15 protein-coding genes are annotated in these 16,410 nt (G+C 66.5%); 13 read left to right on the forward strand and 2 right to left on the reverse strand.

Features of this window, described 5'->3' with window-relative positions:
• Nucleotides 1–12: 12 nt before the first annotated feature.
• From SBI20_RS02160 to SBI20_RS02210, 11 genes are read left to right on the forward strand one after another with little or no spacing between them, the layout of a single operon-like run.
• Nucleotides 13–1,206: a pyridoxal-phosphate-dependent aminotransferase family protein gene (locus SBI20_RS02160; RefSeq protein ID WP_317976018.1), complete on the forward strand. Its 1,194-nt coding sequence runs from the start codon at nt 13–15 to the stop codon at nt 1,204–1,206.
• Complete coding sequence (gene puuE, locus SBI20_RS02165; RefSeq protein ID WP_317973496.1) at nt 1,203–2,132, forward strand: allantoinase PuuE; 930 nt, start codon at nt 1,203–1,205, stop codon at nt 2,130–2,132. Before SBI20_RS02160 ends, puuE begins: the two co-directional genes overlap by 4 nt.
• Nucleotides 2,129–2,509 (forward strand): oxalurate catabolism protein HpxZ, encoded by a 381-nt coding sequence (gene hpxZ, locus SBI20_RS02170; protein WP_317973497.1) that lies wholly within the window; start codon nt 2,129–2,131, stop codon nt 2,507–2,509. Before puuE ends, hpxZ begins: the two co-directional genes overlap by 4 nt.
• Nucleotides 2,506–2,946: a 2-oxo-4-hydroxy-4-carboxy-5-ureidoimidazoline decarboxylase gene (uraD, locus tag SBI20_RS02175; RefSeq protein WP_317973498.1), complete on the forward strand. Its 441-nt coding sequence runs from the start codon at nt 2,506–2,508 to the stop codon at nt 2,944–2,946. Before hpxZ ends, uraD begins: the two co-directional genes overlap by 4 nt.
• The gene (locus tag SBI20_RS02180) at nt 2,943–4,400 is read left to right on the forward strand and encodes an NAD(P)-binding domain-containing protein (protein ID WP_317973499.1); all 1,458 of its coding nucleotides are present in this window, start codon (nt 2,943–2,945) and stop codon (nt 4,398–4,400) included. Before uraD ends, SBI20_RS02180 begins: the two co-directional genes overlap by 4 nt.
• A complete protein-coding gene (uraH, locus tag SBI20_RS02185) occupies nt 4,397–4,723 on the forward strand; it encodes a hydroxyisourate hydrolase (protein WP_317973500.1) in 327 nt (108 codons plus the stop codon). Before SBI20_RS02180 ends, uraH begins: the two co-directional genes overlap by 4 nt.
• A 2-nt stretch (nt 4,724–4,725) precedes the next feature.
• Complete coding sequence (gene xdhA / locus SBI20_RS02190) at nt 4,726–6,153, forward strand: xanthine dehydrogenase small subunit (RefSeq protein WP_317973501.1); 1,428 nt, start codon at nt 4,726–4,728, stop codon at nt 6,151–6,153.
• Nucleotides 6,146–8,488 (forward strand): xanthine dehydrogenase molybdopterin binding subunit, encoded by a 2,343-nt coding sequence (gene xdhB, locus SBI20_RS02195; protein WP_317973502.1) that lies wholly within the window; start codon nt 6,146–6,148, stop codon nt 8,486–8,488. Before xdhA ends, xdhB begins: the two co-directional genes overlap by 8 nt.
• On the forward strand, nt 8,485–9,438 hold the full coding sequence (gene xdhC, locus SBI20_RS02200; RefSeq protein WP_317973503.1) for a xanthine dehydrogenase accessory protein XdhC: 954 nt from the start codon (nt 8,485–8,487) through the stop codon (nt 9,436–9,438). Before xdhB ends, xdhC begins: the two co-directional genes overlap by 4 nt.
• Nucleotides 9,431–10,726 carry a guanine deaminase gene (gene guaD, locus SBI20_RS02205; RefSeq protein WP_317973504.1) on the forward strand — a complete coding sequence of 432 codons (1,296 nt, stop codon included), beginning with the start codon at nt 9,431–9,433 and terminating at the stop codon, nt 10,724–10,726. Before xdhC ends, guaD begins: the two co-directional genes overlap by 8 nt.
• Before the next feature lie 11 nt (nt 10,727–10,737).
• Nucleotides 10,738–11,754, forward strand: coding sequence for an adenosine deaminase (locus tag SBI20_RS02210; protein ID WP_317973505.1), 1,017 nt, complete (start codon nt 10,738–10,740; stop codon nt 11,752–11,754).
• A gap of 115 nt (nt 11,755–11,869) precedes the next feature.
• Here SBI20_RS02210 and SBI20_RS02215 read toward each other — a convergent pair whose 3' ends face one another.
• Nucleotides 11,870–12,391 carry a phosphoribosyltransferase gene (locus SBI20_RS02215; protein WP_317973506.1) on the reverse strand — a complete coding sequence of 174 codons (522 nt, stop codon included), beginning with the start codon at nt 12,389–12,391 and terminating at the stop codon, nt 11,870–11,872.
• Between the two features lie 86 nt (nt 12,392–12,477).
• Nucleotides 12,478–13,407 carry a LysR family transcriptional regulator gene (locus SBI20_RS02220; RefSeq protein WP_317973507.1) on the reverse strand — a complete coding sequence of 310 codons (930 nt, stop codon included), beginning with the start codon at nt 13,405–13,407 and terminating at the stop codon, nt 12,478–12,480.
• Nucleotides 13,408–13,574: 167 nt separating this feature from the next.
• On the opposite strand from SBI20_RS02220, the gene SBI20_RS02225 reads away from it, so the two are divergent.
• Together SBI20_RS02225 and SBI20_RS02230 are read left to right on the forward strand one after the other, a co-directional pair.
• Nucleotides 13,575–14,696, forward strand: a complete 1,122-nt coding sequence (locus SBI20_RS02225) for a purine nucleoside permease (RefSeq protein ID WP_317973508.1) — start codon at nt 13,575–13,577, stop codon at nt 14,694–14,696.
• Nucleotides 14,693–16,285 carry an adenosine deaminase family protein gene (locus SBI20_RS02230; RefSeq protein ID WP_317973509.1) on the forward strand — a complete coding sequence of 531 codons (1,593 nt, stop codon included), beginning with the start codon at nt 14,693–14,695 and terminating at the stop codon, nt 16,283–16,285. Before SBI20_RS02225 ends, SBI20_RS02230 begins: the two co-directional genes overlap by 4 nt.
• The last annotated feature ends 125 nt before the right edge of the window (nt 16,286–16,410 follow it).

A 16,410-nucleotide genomic window follows, 5' to 3' on the forward strand; every position in this document is an offset into this window, starting at 1 on the left:
CAGCGCCTGCTGATGGGGCCGGGCCCGGTCAATGCCCATCCGCGCGTGCTGCGCGCGATGAGCGCAGACCTGCTCGGGCAGTTCGACCCGGAAATGACCGGCTACATGAACCAGGTCATGGCGCTCTATCGTCCGATCTTCGGGACGGGAAACCAGTGGACGATGCTGGTCGACGGCACCGCGCGCGCGGGGATCGAGGCCGCGCTGGTCAGCATGATCCAGCCGGGGGAAACCGCGCTGGTGGTCAATTTCGGGCGCTTTGGCCTGTTGCTTCAGGAAATCCTCACCCGCATCGGCGCGCGGTTCGAAACGGTCGATGCGCCCTGGGGCGAAGTCGTGCCGATGGAGGCTATCCGCGAGGCCGCGCTGCGGATCGAGCCGCGCCTGATCTGCACGGTCCATGGCGATACCTCGACGACGATGGCCCAGCCGCTCGACGGCATCGGCGCGATTGCCCGCGAAGTGGGCGCGCTCGTCTATGTCGATGCCACCGCGACGCTGGGCGGCATGGAAATCGCCGCTGACCGCTGGGGCGCCGATGTCGTGACCGGCGGCCTGCAGAAGTGCATGGGCGGGCCTTCGGGCAGCGCGCCGATCACCGTGTCGGATGCCGCGGCCAAGGCGATCTTTGCCCGTCGCCACGACGAAAAAGGCATTCGCGCGGCGGACGCCATTGACGGCACGGGCGCGCGGATCGGCTCGAACTACTTCGATCTGGCCATGATCATGGACTATTGGAGCGACAAGCGCCTCAACCATCACACCGAGGCGACGACCATGCTCTATGGCGCGCGGGAATGCGCGCGCGTGGCGCTGGGCGAGGGGCTGGACGCCCGCTTCCGCCGCCACCGCGCGGCGGGCGCGGCGATGAGCGCGGGCCTGCGCGCGATGGGCCTGACCCTGTTCGGGCAGGACGCCCACCGCATGACCAATGTGACCGGCGTCTATATTCCCGAAGGCGTCGATGGCGAGGCCGTGCGCCGCGCCATGCGCGAGCAGTTCGAGATCGAGATCGGCACTGCCTTTGGCCCGCTGGTCGGCAAGATCTGGCGTCTGGGCGCGATGGGCTACAACGCGATGAAGCACAAGGTGCTGATCACGCTGGCCGCGCTCGAAGCCTGCTTGGCGGCGCAAGGGCTGTCGCTGCCGCTGGGCGCGGCGGTGCCTGCGGCGCTGGCCGCCTGGGACGAGGTCATGGCCGCATGATGCGCGATCTCGTCGGCTATGGCGCGACCCCGCGCCTTGGCGTCTGGCCTGAAGGCGCGCGCGTGGCGGTCAATTTCGTCATCAACTATGAAGAAGGCGCGGAAAACAGCGTCCTCAACGGCGACGAACTGTCCGAAGGGTTCCTCTCGGACATGGTGGGCGCGGCCCGCCATCCGGGCCGCGCCATGGCGATGGAAAGCCTCTACGAATATGGCAGCCGGGCCGGGTTCTGGCGGCTTCATCGCCTGTTTACCGAACGCAAGCTTCCGCTCACGGTGTTCGGCGTGGCGGCGGCGATGGAACAGAACCCGCAGGCGGTCGAGGCGATGCTGAAGGCGGGCTGGGAAGTGGCCAGCCACGGCTATCGCTGGATCGACTACCAGTACCTGCCCGAGGAGCTTGAGGCCGAGCATATCGCCAAGGCCATCGCGATCCACACCCGCCTGACCGGCAGCCGCCCGCTCGGCTGGTATCAGGGGCGCACCAGCCCCAATACCGCCCGCCTCGTCGCGCAGGAAGGCGGCTTCGTCTATGATGCCGACAGCTATGCCGACGACGTGCCCTATTGGGATGCCTCCCACGGGAAACCGCAGTTGATCGTGCCTTACAGCCTCGACGCCAACGACATGAAGATCGTGGCGCTCAACGGCTTTACCGAGGGCGAGCAGTTCTTCCGCTACTTGCGCGATACCTACGACCAGCTCGCCGAGGAAGGCGGGCGGATGATGAGCGTGGGCCTTCACGGGCGCATCGCCGGGCGTCCGGGGCGGGCGCGGGCGGTGGCGCGGTTTGTCGATCATGTCCTGGCCGATGGGCGCGGGTGGATCGCCACCCGCCTCGACATCGCGCAGCTCTGGTCGGCGCAGAACCCGTTTAACGGGGATCGACCGTTGCAGGGCAATCCTTTTGCCGGAGAGGACGCATGATCATCAACGATCCTGTGGCTCTGGCGCAAGTGACCGCCGCATTCGAGGCTTACGAGCGCGCGCTGATGGCCGACGATATTCCGGCGATGGACGCGCTGTTCCACGATGCCCCCACCACCAACCGTTTCGGCGTGGGCGAAGTGCTCTACGGGATCGAGGCGATCCGCGAATTCCGCAAAGGGCGTGGTGGATCGCCCCAGCGCACACTCGGGCGCGTCTCGATCACCACCTATGGCGACAGCTTCGCCACCGCCGACGCCGAATTCTTCCGCGAGGGCTCCGAAAAGCGGGGCCGCCAGAGCCAGTCCTGGGTTCGGTTTGCAGACGGCTGGAAAGTCGTTTCGGCGCATGTCAGCCTTGAAGGGAACAGTCATTGACCGCCCTGTTTGAACATTCTCCGTGGGTCGAGGAACGGGCCGATGCCGCGCCGTCCTCGGGAGACCGCCACGCCGACCTCATGGCCGTCGTTCATGCCGCCACGCGCGAGGAACAACTCGCGCTGATCCGCGCGCACCCCGAACTGGCAGGCAAGGCGGCGATTGACGGCACCTTGACGCAGGCCTCGGCCGCCGAGCAGGCTTCTGCGGGGCTGGACCGCCTGACGCCCGACGAATTTGCCCGGTTCCACGCGCTCAACGCGGCCTATCACGCGGCCCATGCGATGCCCTTCATCATCTGCGTGCGCCTGACCGACAAGGCCGGGATCCTCGCGGCGATGGAAGCGCGCGCGCAAAACGACACCGAAACCGAAATCGCCACCGCGCTTGCCGAGATCGGCAAGATTACCCGCCTCAGGCTGGAGGACATGGCATGACTAACGTCCAACCCATTGATACTGTTGCCCTTGCTGCTCTCGAAGCAGAACTTGCGCGCCAGTTGAAGCTGGTCGACGCGATCGGCGCGGAATGGACCCGCCCGCGCAGCCATCCCGAGGGGCATGTCTATGACGTGGTGATCGTGGGCGGCGGGCAGAGCGGCCTTGCCACGGCCTATGGTCTCAAGCGCGAGCGGGTGAACAACATCCTGATCCTCGACGAGAGCAAGGAAGGCTTCGAAGGCCCGTGGGAGACTTATGCGCGGATGGTCACGCTGCGCACGCCCAAGGGGCTGACCCCCATCGACTATGGCCTGCCTGCCCTGACCCCGCAGGCGTGGTACGAGGCGTGTTATGGCGCCAGGGCCTGGGAAGAGCTGGACAAGATCCCGCGCGGGGTCTGGATGGAGTACTTGCGCTGGTATCGCCGCGTGCTCGACCTGCCCGTGCGCAACGAGGCCAAAGTGGAGCGCATCGTGCCGCTCGATGGCGGCATCCACCGCGTGATGCTGGCCGGTGGCGAGGCGGTTCTGGCCCGCAAGGTCGTGCTGGCGACCGGCATCCAAGGCGGCGGCGAATGGCACACCCCGCCGATGATCCGCGATGCCCTGCCGCGCGCTCTCTATGCCCACACCAGCGAGGCGATTGATTTCGAGGCGCTCAAGGGCAAGCGCATCGGCATTCTGGGCGGCGGCGCGAGCGCCTTCGACAATGCCAACTGGGCGCTCGAACAGGGCGTGGGCGAAGTCCATGTGTTCATGCGCCGTGCGCAAATGCCGCGCATCAACCCGATCCGTTTCATGGAAAAGGTCGGGCTGGCCGCGCGCTATCCGGCCTTGTCGGACACCGAGAAATATCGCGCCATGGCGTCTTTTCTGTCGCACAATCAGCCACCTACGAACGATACCTTCAATCGCGCGGCAAGTTGGCCGGGCTTTGCCCTGCACATGGCGAGCCCGTGGGAAAGCGTCGCCCACGAAGACGGCGCGGTGGTCGTGACCACGCCCCACGCGCGCTTCACGTTCGATTTCGTGATCCTCTCGACCGGCCTCATTTCCGACCCGCGCCTGCGGCCCGAACTGGCCGAAGTGGCCGGGCATATCGCGCTCTGGGGCGACAAGGTGAAGATGCCCCAAGGGCAGCGCAATGCCCTGATCGACGCGCATCCCTATCTTGGCCCGGCGTTCGAGTTTACCCCGCGCGACGAGGCGGGCGTGGCCCCGCTCCATGGCCTGTTCGCGTTCAACTATTCGGCGCTGATCAGCCTGGGTCTTTCGGCCTCGGCGCTGTCGGGCATGAACAAGGCGCTGCCGCGTCTGGTGCGCGGAATTGCCGACCAGCTCTTCCTTGATGATCGCGAAGTCCTGCTCGACGCCTTCATCGCCTACGAGGAGGAGGAATTCCTCGGCCAATGGCCGCTCGAAACGGAACCGGCGGGGGAGAGCGTGGAATGACCAGTCTTTCGACGCATGTGCTCGATACCGTCAGCGGGCGTCCGGCACAGGGCATGAAAATCATGCTCTGGTCTGCCGATGCCCTGCTGGCCGAAGGCGAAACCGATGCGGACGGGCGCCTGCGCGCCTTTCCGACGCTGGAAGCGGGGGCCTATACCCTCGCGTTCCATGTCGCTGCCTATTTCCGCGCGCAGGGGGCGGACCTGCCCGATCCCCCGTTCCTCGATGTCGTGCCGATCCACTTCGGCGTGGGCGAGGGGGGGCACTATCACGTGCCCCTGCTCGCCTCGCCTTACGCCTATTCGACCTACCGGGGCAGCTGAGCATGGCCGTGCGTTTTGTCTGTGATGGTCAGTTGGTGGAATTGGATGGTGTCGTGCCCGGCGATACCGTTCTCGATTACTTGCGTGAACGGGCCGGCAAGACCGGCACGAAGGAAGGCTGCGGCGAGGGCGATTGCGGAGCCTGCACGGTTCTGGTCGGCACGCCCGATGCGGCGATGACCCGGCTGGACTGGCGCGCGGTCAATGCCTGCATCCAGTTCCTGCCGATGCTTCACGGCAAGGCCCTGTTGACGGTTAACGGGTTGGGCGAAGATGGCCCGACCCCGCTGCAAGGCACGATGGCGTCCAATGGCGCCTCGCAATGCGGATTTTGTACGCCCGGTTTCGTGATGTCGCTCCATGGCCGCGCGATTGGCGCTGCCGGGTGCGAGCTTCCGGTGGGCGATGTTCTGGCGGGCAACTTGTGCCGGTGCACCGGCTATGGCCCGATCCTGGCCGCGGGCGCGGCGCATGCGCGGCTTGAGCACGACGATACGCCGCTGCTGGCCCTGCTCGGCATTGCACGGGCACTGGGCCCGGCGCGGGGAACTGGCTGGTTCGCGCCCGCCACCGCCGAGGAACTCGCGCAAGTGCTGGCCGACAATCCCGGCGCGCGGATCGTGGCCGGGGCGACCGATGTGGGTCTGTGGGTCACCAAGAAGCTGGTCGATCTCGAAACCGTGGTCTTTGTCGGCGATATTGCCGAACTGGGGGAAATCACCGAAACGCCTGATGGCCTGACGCTGGGCGCTGCCGTGCGCTATGCCGATGCCCATGGCGCGATGGCGCGGCTGAGCCCGGAACTGGGCGAACTGGTGCGCCGGATCGGCGGGCTTCAGGTGCGCAATGCGGGCACCGTGGGTGGCAATATCGCCAATGGCTCGCCCATTGGCGACGGGCCCCCGGCGCTGATCGCGCTGGGCGCGCAAGTGACCTTGCGGTCGCTGCGCGGGCAACGGACCATGCCGCTCGAAGATTTTTTCGTTGCGTATGGCAACCAGGACCGTGCCGTCGACGAATTCGTCGAAAGCGTGTTCGTACCGCGTCCCGCGCCCCATCAGGTTGTCCATATTTCCAAGCTTTCCAAGCGTTTCGACAGCGATATTTCGGCAGTTTGTGGCGCCTTCTGCCTGACGGTCGAGGCCGGGCAGGTCACGGCAGCACGGATTGCCTTTGGCGGCATGGCGGCAACGCCTGCCCGCGCCCGCGAAGCCGAAGCGGCGCTTGTCGGCAAGCCATTCGAGGCGGCCACGATAGCCCCGGCTGTCGAAGCCTTGCGGCGTGATTTCAAGCCTTTGAGCGACGTTCGTGGAAGCGCGGCTTATCGTCTGGAGGCGGCGGGCAACTTGCTCTGGCGCCTGTGGCATCAGGCGCAGGGAACGCCTGTCCGTGTTCAGGATGTGCGCGTGCAGGACGTGGCCCATGGCTGAGGCAGGCATCCAGCACCCCAGGACGCCGGTTGTCGGCGTCGACCAGCGCCACGACAGCGCCGCGCTCCATGTCGCGGGCAAGGCCCGCTACATCGATGACGAACCGGAATGGCCCGGCCTGCTCCACTTGGCTTTCGGGGTCTCGACCGAGGCGAGCGCGACGATCGAAGGCATCGACCTTTCTGCCGTGCGCGCCGCGCCCGGTGTTGTCGCGGTATTCACCGCCGCCGATATTCCCGGCGCCAACGATGTCTCGCCTTTTGCGGGCGATGATCGCCTGCTGGCCGATGGCGAAGTGCTGTGGCTGGGGCAGCCGGTGTTCCTCGTGGCGGCGACCAGCCGCCGCGCGGCGCGTCAGGCGGCGCGGCTGGGCGCCATCACCTATGGTTCGCGCCCGCCGATCCTGACCATCGCGCAGGCCCGCGCGGCGCAGAGCCTGATCGAACCGACCCAGCGCATGGCGCGTGGCGACGCGCATCAGGCTCTGGGGCAGGCGCCGCATCGCCTGAGCGGCCAACTGGCCATGGGCGGGCAGGACCATTTCTACCTCGAAGGGCAGATCGCGCTGGCCCGTCCGATGGAGGATGGCCAGATCCATCTGCTGTCGTCGACCCAGCACCCCAGCGAGGTCCAGCACCTCGTCGCGCACCTGCTCGGGCGCTCTTCGGCCGATGTGACGGTCGAGGTACGGCGCATGGGCGGGGCCTTTGGCGGAAAGGAGACACAAGGCTCGCTCTATGCCGCTGCCGCCGCCCTCGTGGCCCATCACACCGGGCGCCCGGCCAAGTTCCGCGCCGACCGCGACGACGACATGGTCCAGACCGGCAAGCGCCACGATTTCGAGGTCGACTATGATGTCGGCTTCGATGACGCGGGGCATATTCTGGGGCTGCAGGTGCGCCTTGCCTCGCGCTGCGGGGCGACGGTCGACCTGTCGCCCGCGATCAATGATCGCGCGATGTTCCATGTCGACAACACCTATTTCCTGCCCGCTGTGGAGATCGTTTCGGAGCGGCTGAAGACCAACATGGTCTCGGCCACGGCCTTCCGCGGCTTTGGCGGGCCGCAGGGGATGCTGGCGATCGAGCGGGTGATGGATGCGGTGGCCGGGTATCTGGGCTGCGATCCTTTGGCGGTGCGCGTGGCCAATCTCTATGGTCCGGGCCGCGATGTCACGCCTTATGGCATGAAAGTGCTCGACAATATCGCGCCCGAGCTGATCGCGAAGCTGCGCGAGGACGGGCGCTATGCCGCCCGGCAGCAGGATGTGGCGGCGTTCAACGCAGGCAGTCCGGTGCTGAAAAAGGGGCTTGCGCTCACCCCGGTCAAGTTCGGGATCAGCTTTACCACCACCCACCTCAACCAGGCAGGCGCGCTGCTCCACGTCTATGCCGACGGCTCGATCCAGATCAACCACGGCGGGACCGAGATGGGGCAGGGCCTGCACACCAAGGTCGCGCAAGTCGTCGCGCAGGCTTTTGGCGTCGGGCTGGGAACCGTGCGGATCACCGCGACGCGGACCGACAAGGTGCCCAACACGTCCGCCACGGCGGCTTCTTCGGGGGCCGACATGAACGGCATGGCGGCCTATAATGCGGCGCTGGCCATTCGCGAGCGACTCGTCGAATTCTGCGTGCGGACCTATGGCTGCGGGGCGGAGGAGGTCGTGTTCGAGGCCGGGACGGTGACCGCCGGAGCCGAGGTGATGACCTGGGAAACCCTGTGCCGCCGGGCCTATCTGGCGCGGGTTTCGCTGTCTTCGACGGGTTTCTATGCGACGCCGGGGATCGAATATGACCGCGCGGCGCATCAGGGCACGCCGTTCTACTACTTTGCCTATGGCGCGGCGCTGGCCGAAGTGGTGATCGACACGCTGACCGGCGAATATCGCGTGCTGGCTGCCGATATTCTCCACGATTGCGGGAACTCGCTCAACCCGGCCATCGACAAGGGCCAGATCGAGGGTGCCTTCGTGCAGGGGCAGGGCTGGCTGACAAGCGAGGAACTCGTCTGGGACGCGAAGGGCCAGTTGCTCACCCATGCCCCCTCGACCTACAAGATTCCCACCGCCAACGACCGCCCCGACCACCTGAGCGTGACCTTGTGGGACGGGCCGAACCTGAAGCCGACGATCCACCGCTCCAAGGCCGTGGGCGAGCCGCCGTTCATGCTGGCCAATGCGGTGCTTTCGGCGCTGGGGGCGGCGGTGGCCGCGTGCAACCCGGCAGCCGGTTGGCCCGAACTCGATGCGCCGGCCACGCCCGAGCGCATGTTGGCCGCGATTGCGCGCCAGAAGGCGGGGGCCCGGAAAGCGGGTGTGGAGCGCGGGCAATGATGTGGTGGGACATGGCCCGTGGCTGGGCCGAGCGTGAGCCGCTGGCGATGGTTTCGGTTCTGGCCTGCGAGGGGTCGGCCCCGCGCGGGCCTGGCACGCGCATGCTGGTATCCGCAGGCAGCACCTGGGGCACCATCGGGGGCGGGGCGCTCGAATTCCGGGCCATCGAGCAGGCCCGGCGGGCGCTCGATCTGGCGCCGGGAAGCTGGCGCGTGCAGGACTATCCGCTCGGCCCCCTGCTGGGCCAGTGTTGCGGCGGGCGGGTGCGTCTGCTGATCGAGCATCTCGATTTCCGGGGCCTTGCCGCGTTGCAGGGGATGCACGAAGGGGCCTTGCTGGTCAGCCATTTCAGTCTCGAGCGGATCGACCGGCACTGGATCGTCGATGGGCAGCCCACGCCGCTTTCCGCGCGGGCCGACAAGCCCGAAGCCGGGGCCCGCATTCTTGAGACGGTCGGCCAGTGGCGGCGCCCGGTCTATCTGTTCGGGGCGGGGCATGTCGGCCAGGCGATAGCCCGGCACATGACCGGCCTGCCGCTGCGCCTGTGCTGGTTCGATACGCGGCCCATGTTCGAGATGCTCGATGGCGTGGTGATCGTGGCCGAAGACGAGATCGCCTCCTGCGTGGCGCAAGCCCCGCCCGAGGCGGCCTTCCTGATCCTGACCCACGATCATGCGCTCGATTACCGGCTCACGCGGGCCGCGTTGCAGCGCACTGCGCGGGGCTATGTCGGGCTGATCGGATCGGCGACCAAGCGCGCGCGGTTCGTCTCGCGCCTACGCGACGAGGGGATAGACGCGGCCACCCCCGGACGCCTCGTCTGCCCGATCGGGATCGGCGGTGTGACGGGCAAGGAGCCCGACGTGATCGCGATTTCGGTCTTAGCACAATTGCTTCAGTTGTCTGCACAGATGGCAGAAAACAAAGAGAAAGTTTCAGTTCTTGGGTAAGCTCCACGCTTTTCGCGGCGAAATGCTCTCGGTGGATGAGGACCCGCTCGGCCTGCCTGAGGGCGCTGGCCTATCCTATCAGGCCGACGGGCTGCTGGTGGTCGAGGACGGGGTGATCGTGGCGCGCGGCGATTATGCGAGCCTCGCCACGCGTTTTGCCGATGTTCGCGTGACTGTCCTCGACGGGCTGGTCGTGCCGGGCTTTGTCGACGCGCATGTCCACTATCCGCAGATGGACCGCATCGCCAGCCATGGCGAGCAATTGCTCGACTGGCTCGAACGCCATATCTTTCCGGCGGAAAAGGCCTTTTCCGACCCGGCCCATGCCAGCGCCATGGCACAGGCCTTTCTGGGCGAACTGCTGCGCCACGGGACGACATCGGCGCTGGTGTTCCCGACCGTCCACGAAAGCTCGGTCGACGCGCTGTTCGAGGCCGCGCTGGCGCGGAACATGCGGATCGCCTCGGGCAAGGTGCTGATGGATCTGGGGCCCGACGGGCTGAAGGACAGCGTGGAAAGCGCGCGGGCCGAGACCGAGGCGCTGATTGCGCGCTGGGCCGGGCGCGGGCGGCTGTCCTATGCGATCACCCCGCGTTTCGCGCTTACCTCGTCGGACGCGCAACTGGCGCTGGCAGGCGAATTGCTGGCCGCGCACCCCGATGTCCTGCTGCACACCCATCTGGCCGAGAACCGCCACGAATGCGCGGCGGTGGCGGCGCGCTTTCCCGATGCGGCGGACTATCTCGACGTTTACGACCGCTTTGGCCTCGTTGCCGACCGCTCGGTCTTTGCCCATGGCATCCACATGTCCGAGCGGATGTGCGCGCGGATGGGGCAGAGCGGGGCGGGCATCGCGGTCTGTCCCTCGTCGAACCTCTTTCTGGGCTCCGGGTTTTTCAACTTCGGTCAGGCCGACCGGCACGGGGTGAAGCTCGGGCTGGGGACCGATATCGGTGCGGGCACGAGTTTTTCGATGCTCTACACACAGGGCCAGGCCTATCAGGCCGCGCTCGCGCGCGAGGAGCGGCTCGATCCGTTCCGTGCGCTCTATCTGGCGACAGCGGGCAGCGCGCGGCTGTTGCATATCGAGGACAAGGTCGGCGCGCTGGGCGTGGGGCAGGAGGCCGATTTCGTTGTGCTCGACAGCGCGGCCACGCCCCTGCTCGCGCGGCGCTGTGCCGGGGCGGGGCTTGCCGAAAGGCTGTTTGCCATGCAGATCCTGGGGGACGACCGGGTTGTTTCCCAGACGTGGATTCTGGGCGAATGCGCCTGGGACCGGAATGTGTGAGGAGTTGTTTTGTGGTTGATCTCGAAGCCTTCGTGCGCGGCCTGCCCAAGGCCGAACTGCACCTGCATATCGAAGGCAGTCTCGAGCCTGAATTGATGTTCGCGCTGGCCGCGCGCAATGGCATTGCCCTGCCCTATCCCAGCGTCGAGGCGGTGCGGGCCGCCTATGCCTTTTCCAATCTTCAGGACTTTCTCGACATTTACTATGCCGGGGCGGGTGTCCTCCAGACCCGGCAGGATTTCCACGACCTCGCCATCGCCTATTTCGAGCGCGCGGCGGCTGATGGCGTGCGCCATGCCGAAGTGATGTTCGATCCCCAGACCCATACCGACCGGGGCGTGGCCTTTGCCGAAGTGATCGAGGGGCTGCTTTCGGCCATGGCGCAGGCACAGGCGCGTCTGGGCCTGTCGAGCGTGCTGATCATGAGTTTCCTGCGCCATCTGCCGCAGGAGGCGGCCTTTGCAACGCTGGACATGGCCGAGCCCTGGCTTGACCGGATCGCGGCAGTGGGCCTCGATTCCTCCGAAGTGGGCCATCCGCCCGAAAAGTTCGAGGCGGTCTTTGCCGCTGCTGCCGCCAAGGGTCTCAAGCGCGTGGCCCATGCCGGCGAGGAAGGCCCGCCCGCCTATGTCCATCAGGCGCTCGACCTGCTGGGGGTCGACCGTATCGACCACGGCAACCGCGCGCTGGAGGACGAGGCGCTGGTCGCCCGTCTCGTGGCGCAGAAGATCACGCTGACGATCTGCCCGCTCTCGAACCACAAGCTCTGCGTGGTCGATGATCTGGCCGAGCATCCGATCGACCGCATGCTCGATCTGGGGCTCAAGGCGACCGTCAATTCCGACGATCCGGCCTATTTCGGGGGCTATGTCGGCGACAACTATCTGGCAGTGGCCAAGGCGCGCGGGCTTTCGCGCGAGGCGCTGGCGCAGCTGGCACGCAACAGCTTTACCGGCTCGTTCCTGCCCGCAGAGGCCGTGGCCAGCCATCTTCGGGCGATTGACGCGTACCTTGCCACGCATGGCTGATCGCCACGTTTGAAAGCGCACGAAAAAAGGGGAGGAAGCAGGCTGCTTCCCCCCCTTTTTGATGTTTGCGCGATGGCGCCCGCTCAACCGAGGCGTGCATCAGCCAAGGCCTGCGTCAGCCAAGGCGTTCTGGCACTTCCTGGGCCTGGCCGGTCAGCGTCTCGACAGTGTTGACCGCTTCCCACGGGAACACGAACCAGCGCTTGTCGTCGGTGCGGTCGATGGTCTGGACGGCATAGTCGACGGTTTCCTGCGAGACCATGTTGTTGATCATCACGGCAAAGCGCAGGTGATCCTCGACGGTTTCGTGCGCGCGCAGCAGGCGGCGCAGGCCTGCGATGGTGCGGCCGGAATCGTTGATGTCGTCGACGATCAGGATGCGCTGTCCGGCCTTGGTCATCGTCGCGAGCTTGACCAGCAGTTCGTCGGCGAAACCGGGAACCTTGGCCGACTGGTCGATCGAGAGCATCGGAATGCTCATCATCTGGCTCATGTAGACGGCGGGCACGAGACCGCCACGGCCAATGCCGACCACGAAGTCCGGCTTCCATTCGTCCTGACTCACGGTCCGGGCCAGGGTGCTGACGAAGGACAGGAAATCGTCATAACCGATATAGTCGAAAACGGGCTGCGTCATGGGTCTTGGGTCCGCTAGGCTGAAAGGCGGGTGTTACGTTGGGATGCCGCCATTTCCGGCCGTCCCCCGAATCGAAGTGGTGGCCCTTACAGGCTTGCACCCCTGGGGTCCATATAGTCCAGCGCGGCAAAACTGTTCTGGATTTCCTTGAGGACGACATCGGCGGCATAGGAGGTCGCGCGCGAGGTCGCCGTGCACAGGGCCAGCGTCATCGGCTTGAGCACGGCGTCGGTGATCGGCACGAAGGCCAGCTGGCCCGAGCGCACCTCGTTGGCGACATCGAGCGAGGTCAGCAGGCCGATGCCCACGCCTTGCAGCACGAGCGAGGTGATCATCTGGATATTGTCCGACGAGGCCTTGCGTTCGAGCGGAAGCTTCGACGTGCCGACCAGCACCTGAACCTGCTGGGCCACGGCCAGCGGCAGGGCGGGCACGATCATCGGCATGCCGATGCAAGCCGAAAAGCGGGCCGAGGCCCGCTCTGCAAACGGATGGTCGGCGGGGACGACAAAGCCCAGGCGGATATTGGCATAGGCTAGCACGGTCAGTTCGCGGAAGGTCTGGGGATCGAAGCAGATGCCGAAATCGACCTCGCCGCTGGCGATGGCGCCGCGGATCTGTTCATTGGGCATGACCTTGATATCGACGGAAATGCCCGGATAGCGGCTCTGGACGGCGCGGATCGTGCCGGGCACATAGCCCTTGGTCATCGCGTCCATGATGGCGATGGTGACATGGCCGCGCTTGAGCCCGCGCAAGTCCTCGATCTGGGCGCGCACGTCGCTCAGGCCCTTTTGCCAGCGGCTGCCCGCCGCCATCACGATTTCCCCCGCCGCAGTCAGCCGCAGCCCGGTGGGCAGGCGCTCGAACAGGGGCATGCCCAGTTCGGCTTCGGCATTGAGGATCTGTCGGTCGATGGCCGAGGCCGAGACGTTCAGCTCGTCGGCTGCCTTGCGGATCGAGCCGAGCCGCCCGACGGCCATGAAGTAGCGCAGGAAGCGGGAAAAGGCGGGCATGGGGGGCTCTCTAAATTTTGCAACGCTCTGTCAGATTCATTATGATTGATTGCAACGGGTCAAGTCCTTTAGCAAGCTAAAGTCACAAAATATCATTCAGGGAAGACAATTTGGGACGCGCCGTCATAGTCGGCTCGGGCAGGAAAACCCGGGCCATTAGTCATGCTTTGAAGGCTGGTGCCACGCTTGGCGCCGCTCTGGCGCTTATGGTGGCGGCGTCGGGGGCCTGCGTGCAGGCGGCTGAACCTGCTGTTCCCGCGCTTCCTGTGGTCAAGCCCATCCCGGTCAAGGTGATGGTCATCGCCAATTTCGAGCCCGGCGCCGATACCGGCGATGCGCCCGGTGAATTCCAGCTCTGGGCCGAGCGCGAGCACCTCGACGAGGTGATCCCCGTGCGCGGCGCGCTCCATCCGCTGCGGCGCAATGGGCAGGGGCTCTATGGCATGGTCTGGGGCGATCCGCATTCGCTGGTGGCAACGCCCGATGTGCAGTTGATGGCGCTGCTGCTCGATCCGCGCTTCGATTTCTCGCATACGTACTGGCTGTTTACCGGCATTTCCGGGGCCGATCCGCAAGTGGCTTCGGTGGGCAGCGTGGCCTGGGCGCGCTGGGTGGTGAGCGGCGACGAAATGCGCGAGTTCGCGCCGTCCGACACGCCCAGGGGCTGGCCCTATGGCCTCTTTGCCATTGGCGCCAAGGCACCGGGCGAGCTTCCCGCTGCGGCGGACAGCTTTGCCGGGATGACCGACACCAGTTCGCTGGGGGCGGCGGTCGCGCTCAATCAGGGGCTGGCGCAGTGGGCCTTTGCGCTCAGCAAGGATACGCCGCTGCCTGATTCCCCGGCTCTGGCCGCCGCGCGGGCGCGCTGGAAGGGCTTCCCGCAGGCCCAGCGCGCGCCCTTCGTGCTGATGGGCGAGACACTCGGCGCGCTGCGCTACTGGCATGGCGCGGGGCGCACGCAGTGGGCGCGCGACTGGGTGAAGCTGTGGACCCACGGGCAGGGCCGCTTTGCGATGACCAACATGGAAAGCCAGCTGATGGCCGGAACCATGCTGGTGGCCGCGCAGGACGGGCTGGTCGACATGAAGCGGGTCATGGTGCTGCGCAGCGCCAGCAACGCCTCGATGCCGCCGCCGGGGCAATCCCCGCTGGCCAGCGTGGGCGACGAAGGGCCGGGGCAGGTTGCCGCTTACGAAAGCAACTACCGCGTCGGTGCGGTGGTCGTGCATCATCTGCTGGCCGATTGGGGCCGCTATCGTGATACCGTGCCCGAAGCGGGCCAGCCATGATCCGGTTGATGCGCGGGTGTGCCGTTGCAGGCACCATCGCCTTGTTGGCTGCGGCATCGGCTCAATCCCGGGCGCGGGCCGAAGCGCCGGCGATCGTGTCGGCCCAGCGCGAGGCTGCTGTCGCCGCGATCATGGCGCGTGCGGCGCGCGATCCGGGCGAATTGCGCCTGTTCCTTCACGCCATGCCCAAGGGCGGGGATCTCCACGACCATCTTTCGGGCGCCCTGTTTGCCGAGGACATGATCGACTGGGCCGGGCGCAAGGGGCTTTGCGTCAAGGCCGATACGACCGGTTTCACGCAGCCGCCCTGCGCGCCGGGAACACAGGCCGCCAGCCTCGGCCAGACCGCGCCCGAGCGCTATGGCCGACTGGTCGACAGCCTGTCGACGCGCGGCTGGCAGGCTGGGGTCGATGCCGGGGCGGTCGATGGCCACGATCAGTTCTTTGCCACGTTTGCCCGGTTCGATCCGGCGGTCGAGGGGAGCGAGGCGGCCGCGATGGTCGCCCTGCGCCGTCAGGCCGCGCGCGAGGGCGTGCTCTATCTCGAACTGATCCACAATCCGCCTGCCCTGTTGCAGGCGGGTTTGCAGGCTGGGCTTTCCGCCCCTGCCGAGCCGCTTGATGCGAAGGGGCTGGATGCCTTTTTCGCGCGCGAGGCGCCGCATCTGGCCGCGATGGTGCCCGCCATGCGCCAGCAGATCGATGCCGAGGAGGCGCAGGCCCGCACCACGCAAGCCTGCGGGACGGCGCAGGCCGAGCCGGGCTGCGCGGTGGCGGTGCATTATCAGGCCTTCGTGTTGCGCTCGGTGGCCCCGGCGGCGGTGTTCCGCTCGATGATCCTGGCCTTTGCGCTGGCCGACAAGGACCCGCGCTTCGTGGGGGTCAATATCGTCGCGCCCGAAGACTGGCCGGTGGCGCGGGCCGATTACGACCTGCACATGGCCATGTTCCGCTTTCTCGAAAAGCGGCATCCGGGCGTCGCCGTTTCGATGCACGCGGGCGAACTGGCCTTTGGCAGCGTGCCGCCTGCCGATCTTGCCGATCATATCGGCAAGGCGGTGGCTTCGGGGGCGCGGCGGATCGGCCATGGTGTCGACATCGCCTTCGAGGATCAGGGCCGCGCAACGATGGCCCGCATGGCGCGCGAGGGCGTGGCCGTGGAGATCAACCTGAGCAGCAACGCGGTGATCCTGGGGGTCAAGGGGGCCGAACATCCGTTCGAACTCTATCGGCACCACGGGGTTCCGGTCGTGCTGGCGACGGATGATGCCGGGGTGCTGCGCATCGACCTGACCCACGAATACCAGCGCGCGGCGAGCGAGCACGGGCTTGGCTATGCCGATCTCAAGGCGCTCTCGCGGGCCAGCCTCGAATATGCGTTCCTGCCGGGCGTAAGCCTGTGGAACGCGCATCATCCCGGTTCCTGGGCCCCTGCTTGCGTCGACGGCAAGCTGGACGCCCCGGCGTGCCGGACATTGCTGGCGCAAAGCGAAAAGGCCCGCCTCCAGGCGGACCTCGAACGCCGCTTTGCCAGCTTCGAGACAGAGGTCAGCTCCGAGACAGGGGAAGTGACCGGCGCGAAGCTCTGACGGGCTGATTTCAAACGATACTATAATCGACGTTATAGCAAAAATATAATGCCTCTTCGGGAGAGGGGCCAGGGCGAAAAAAGCAACGGACGGTGCGTCGGCGACGGCGCAACCTGACCATGGGG

This window comes from Novosphingobium sp. IK01 (genome assembly GCF_033242265.1).
Lineage (GTDB): Bacteria > Pseudomonadota > Alphaproteobacteria > Sphingomonadales > Sphingomonadaceae > Novosphingobium > Novosphingobium pituita.

Bases quoted from the DNA above. Each gene is read 5' to 3' on its own strand.
- SBI20_RS02160 (WP_317976018.1), top strand. From the start codon at position 13: ATGGGGCCGGGCCCGGTCAATGCCCATCCGCGCGTGCTGCGCGCGATG.
- puuE (WP_317973496.1), top strand. From the start codon at position 1,203: ATGATGCGCGATCTCGTCGGCTATGGCGCGACCCCGCGCCTTGGCGTC.
- hpxZ (WP_317973497.1), top strand. From the start codon at position 2,129: ATGATCATCAACGATCCTGTGGCTCTGGCGCAAGTGACCGCCGCATTC.
- SBI20_RS02180 (WP_317973499.1), top strand. From the start codon at position 2,943: ATGACTAACGTCCAACCCATTGATACTGTTGCCCTTGCTGCTCTCGAA.
- uraH (WP_317973500.1), top strand. From the start codon at position 4,397: ATGACCAGTCTTTCGACGCATGTGCTCGATACCGTCAGCGGGCGTCCG.
- xdhA (WP_317973501.1), top strand. From the start codon at position 4,726: ATGGCCGTGCGTTTTGTCTGTGATGGTCAGTTGGTGGAATTGGATGGT.
- xdhB (WP_317973502.1), top strand. From the start codon at position 6,146: ATGGCTGAGGCAGGCATCCAGCACCCCAGGACGCCGGTTGTCGGCGTC.
- xdhC (WP_317973503.1), top strand. From the start codon at position 8,485: ATGATGTGGTGGGACATGGCCCGTGGCTGGGCCGAGCGTGAGCCGCTG.
- SBI20_RS02215 (WP_317973506.1), bottom strand. From the start codon at position 12,391: ATGACGCAGCCCGTTTTCGACTATATCGGTTATGACGATTTCCTGTCC.
- SBI20_RS02220 (WP_317973507.1), bottom strand. From the start codon at position 13,407: ATGCCCGCCTTTTCCCGCTTCCTGCGCTACTTCATGGCCGTCGGGCGG.
- SBI20_RS02230 (WP_317973509.1), top strand. From the start codon at position 14,693: ATGATCCGGTTGATGCGCGGGTGTGCCGTTGCAGGCACCATCGCCTTG.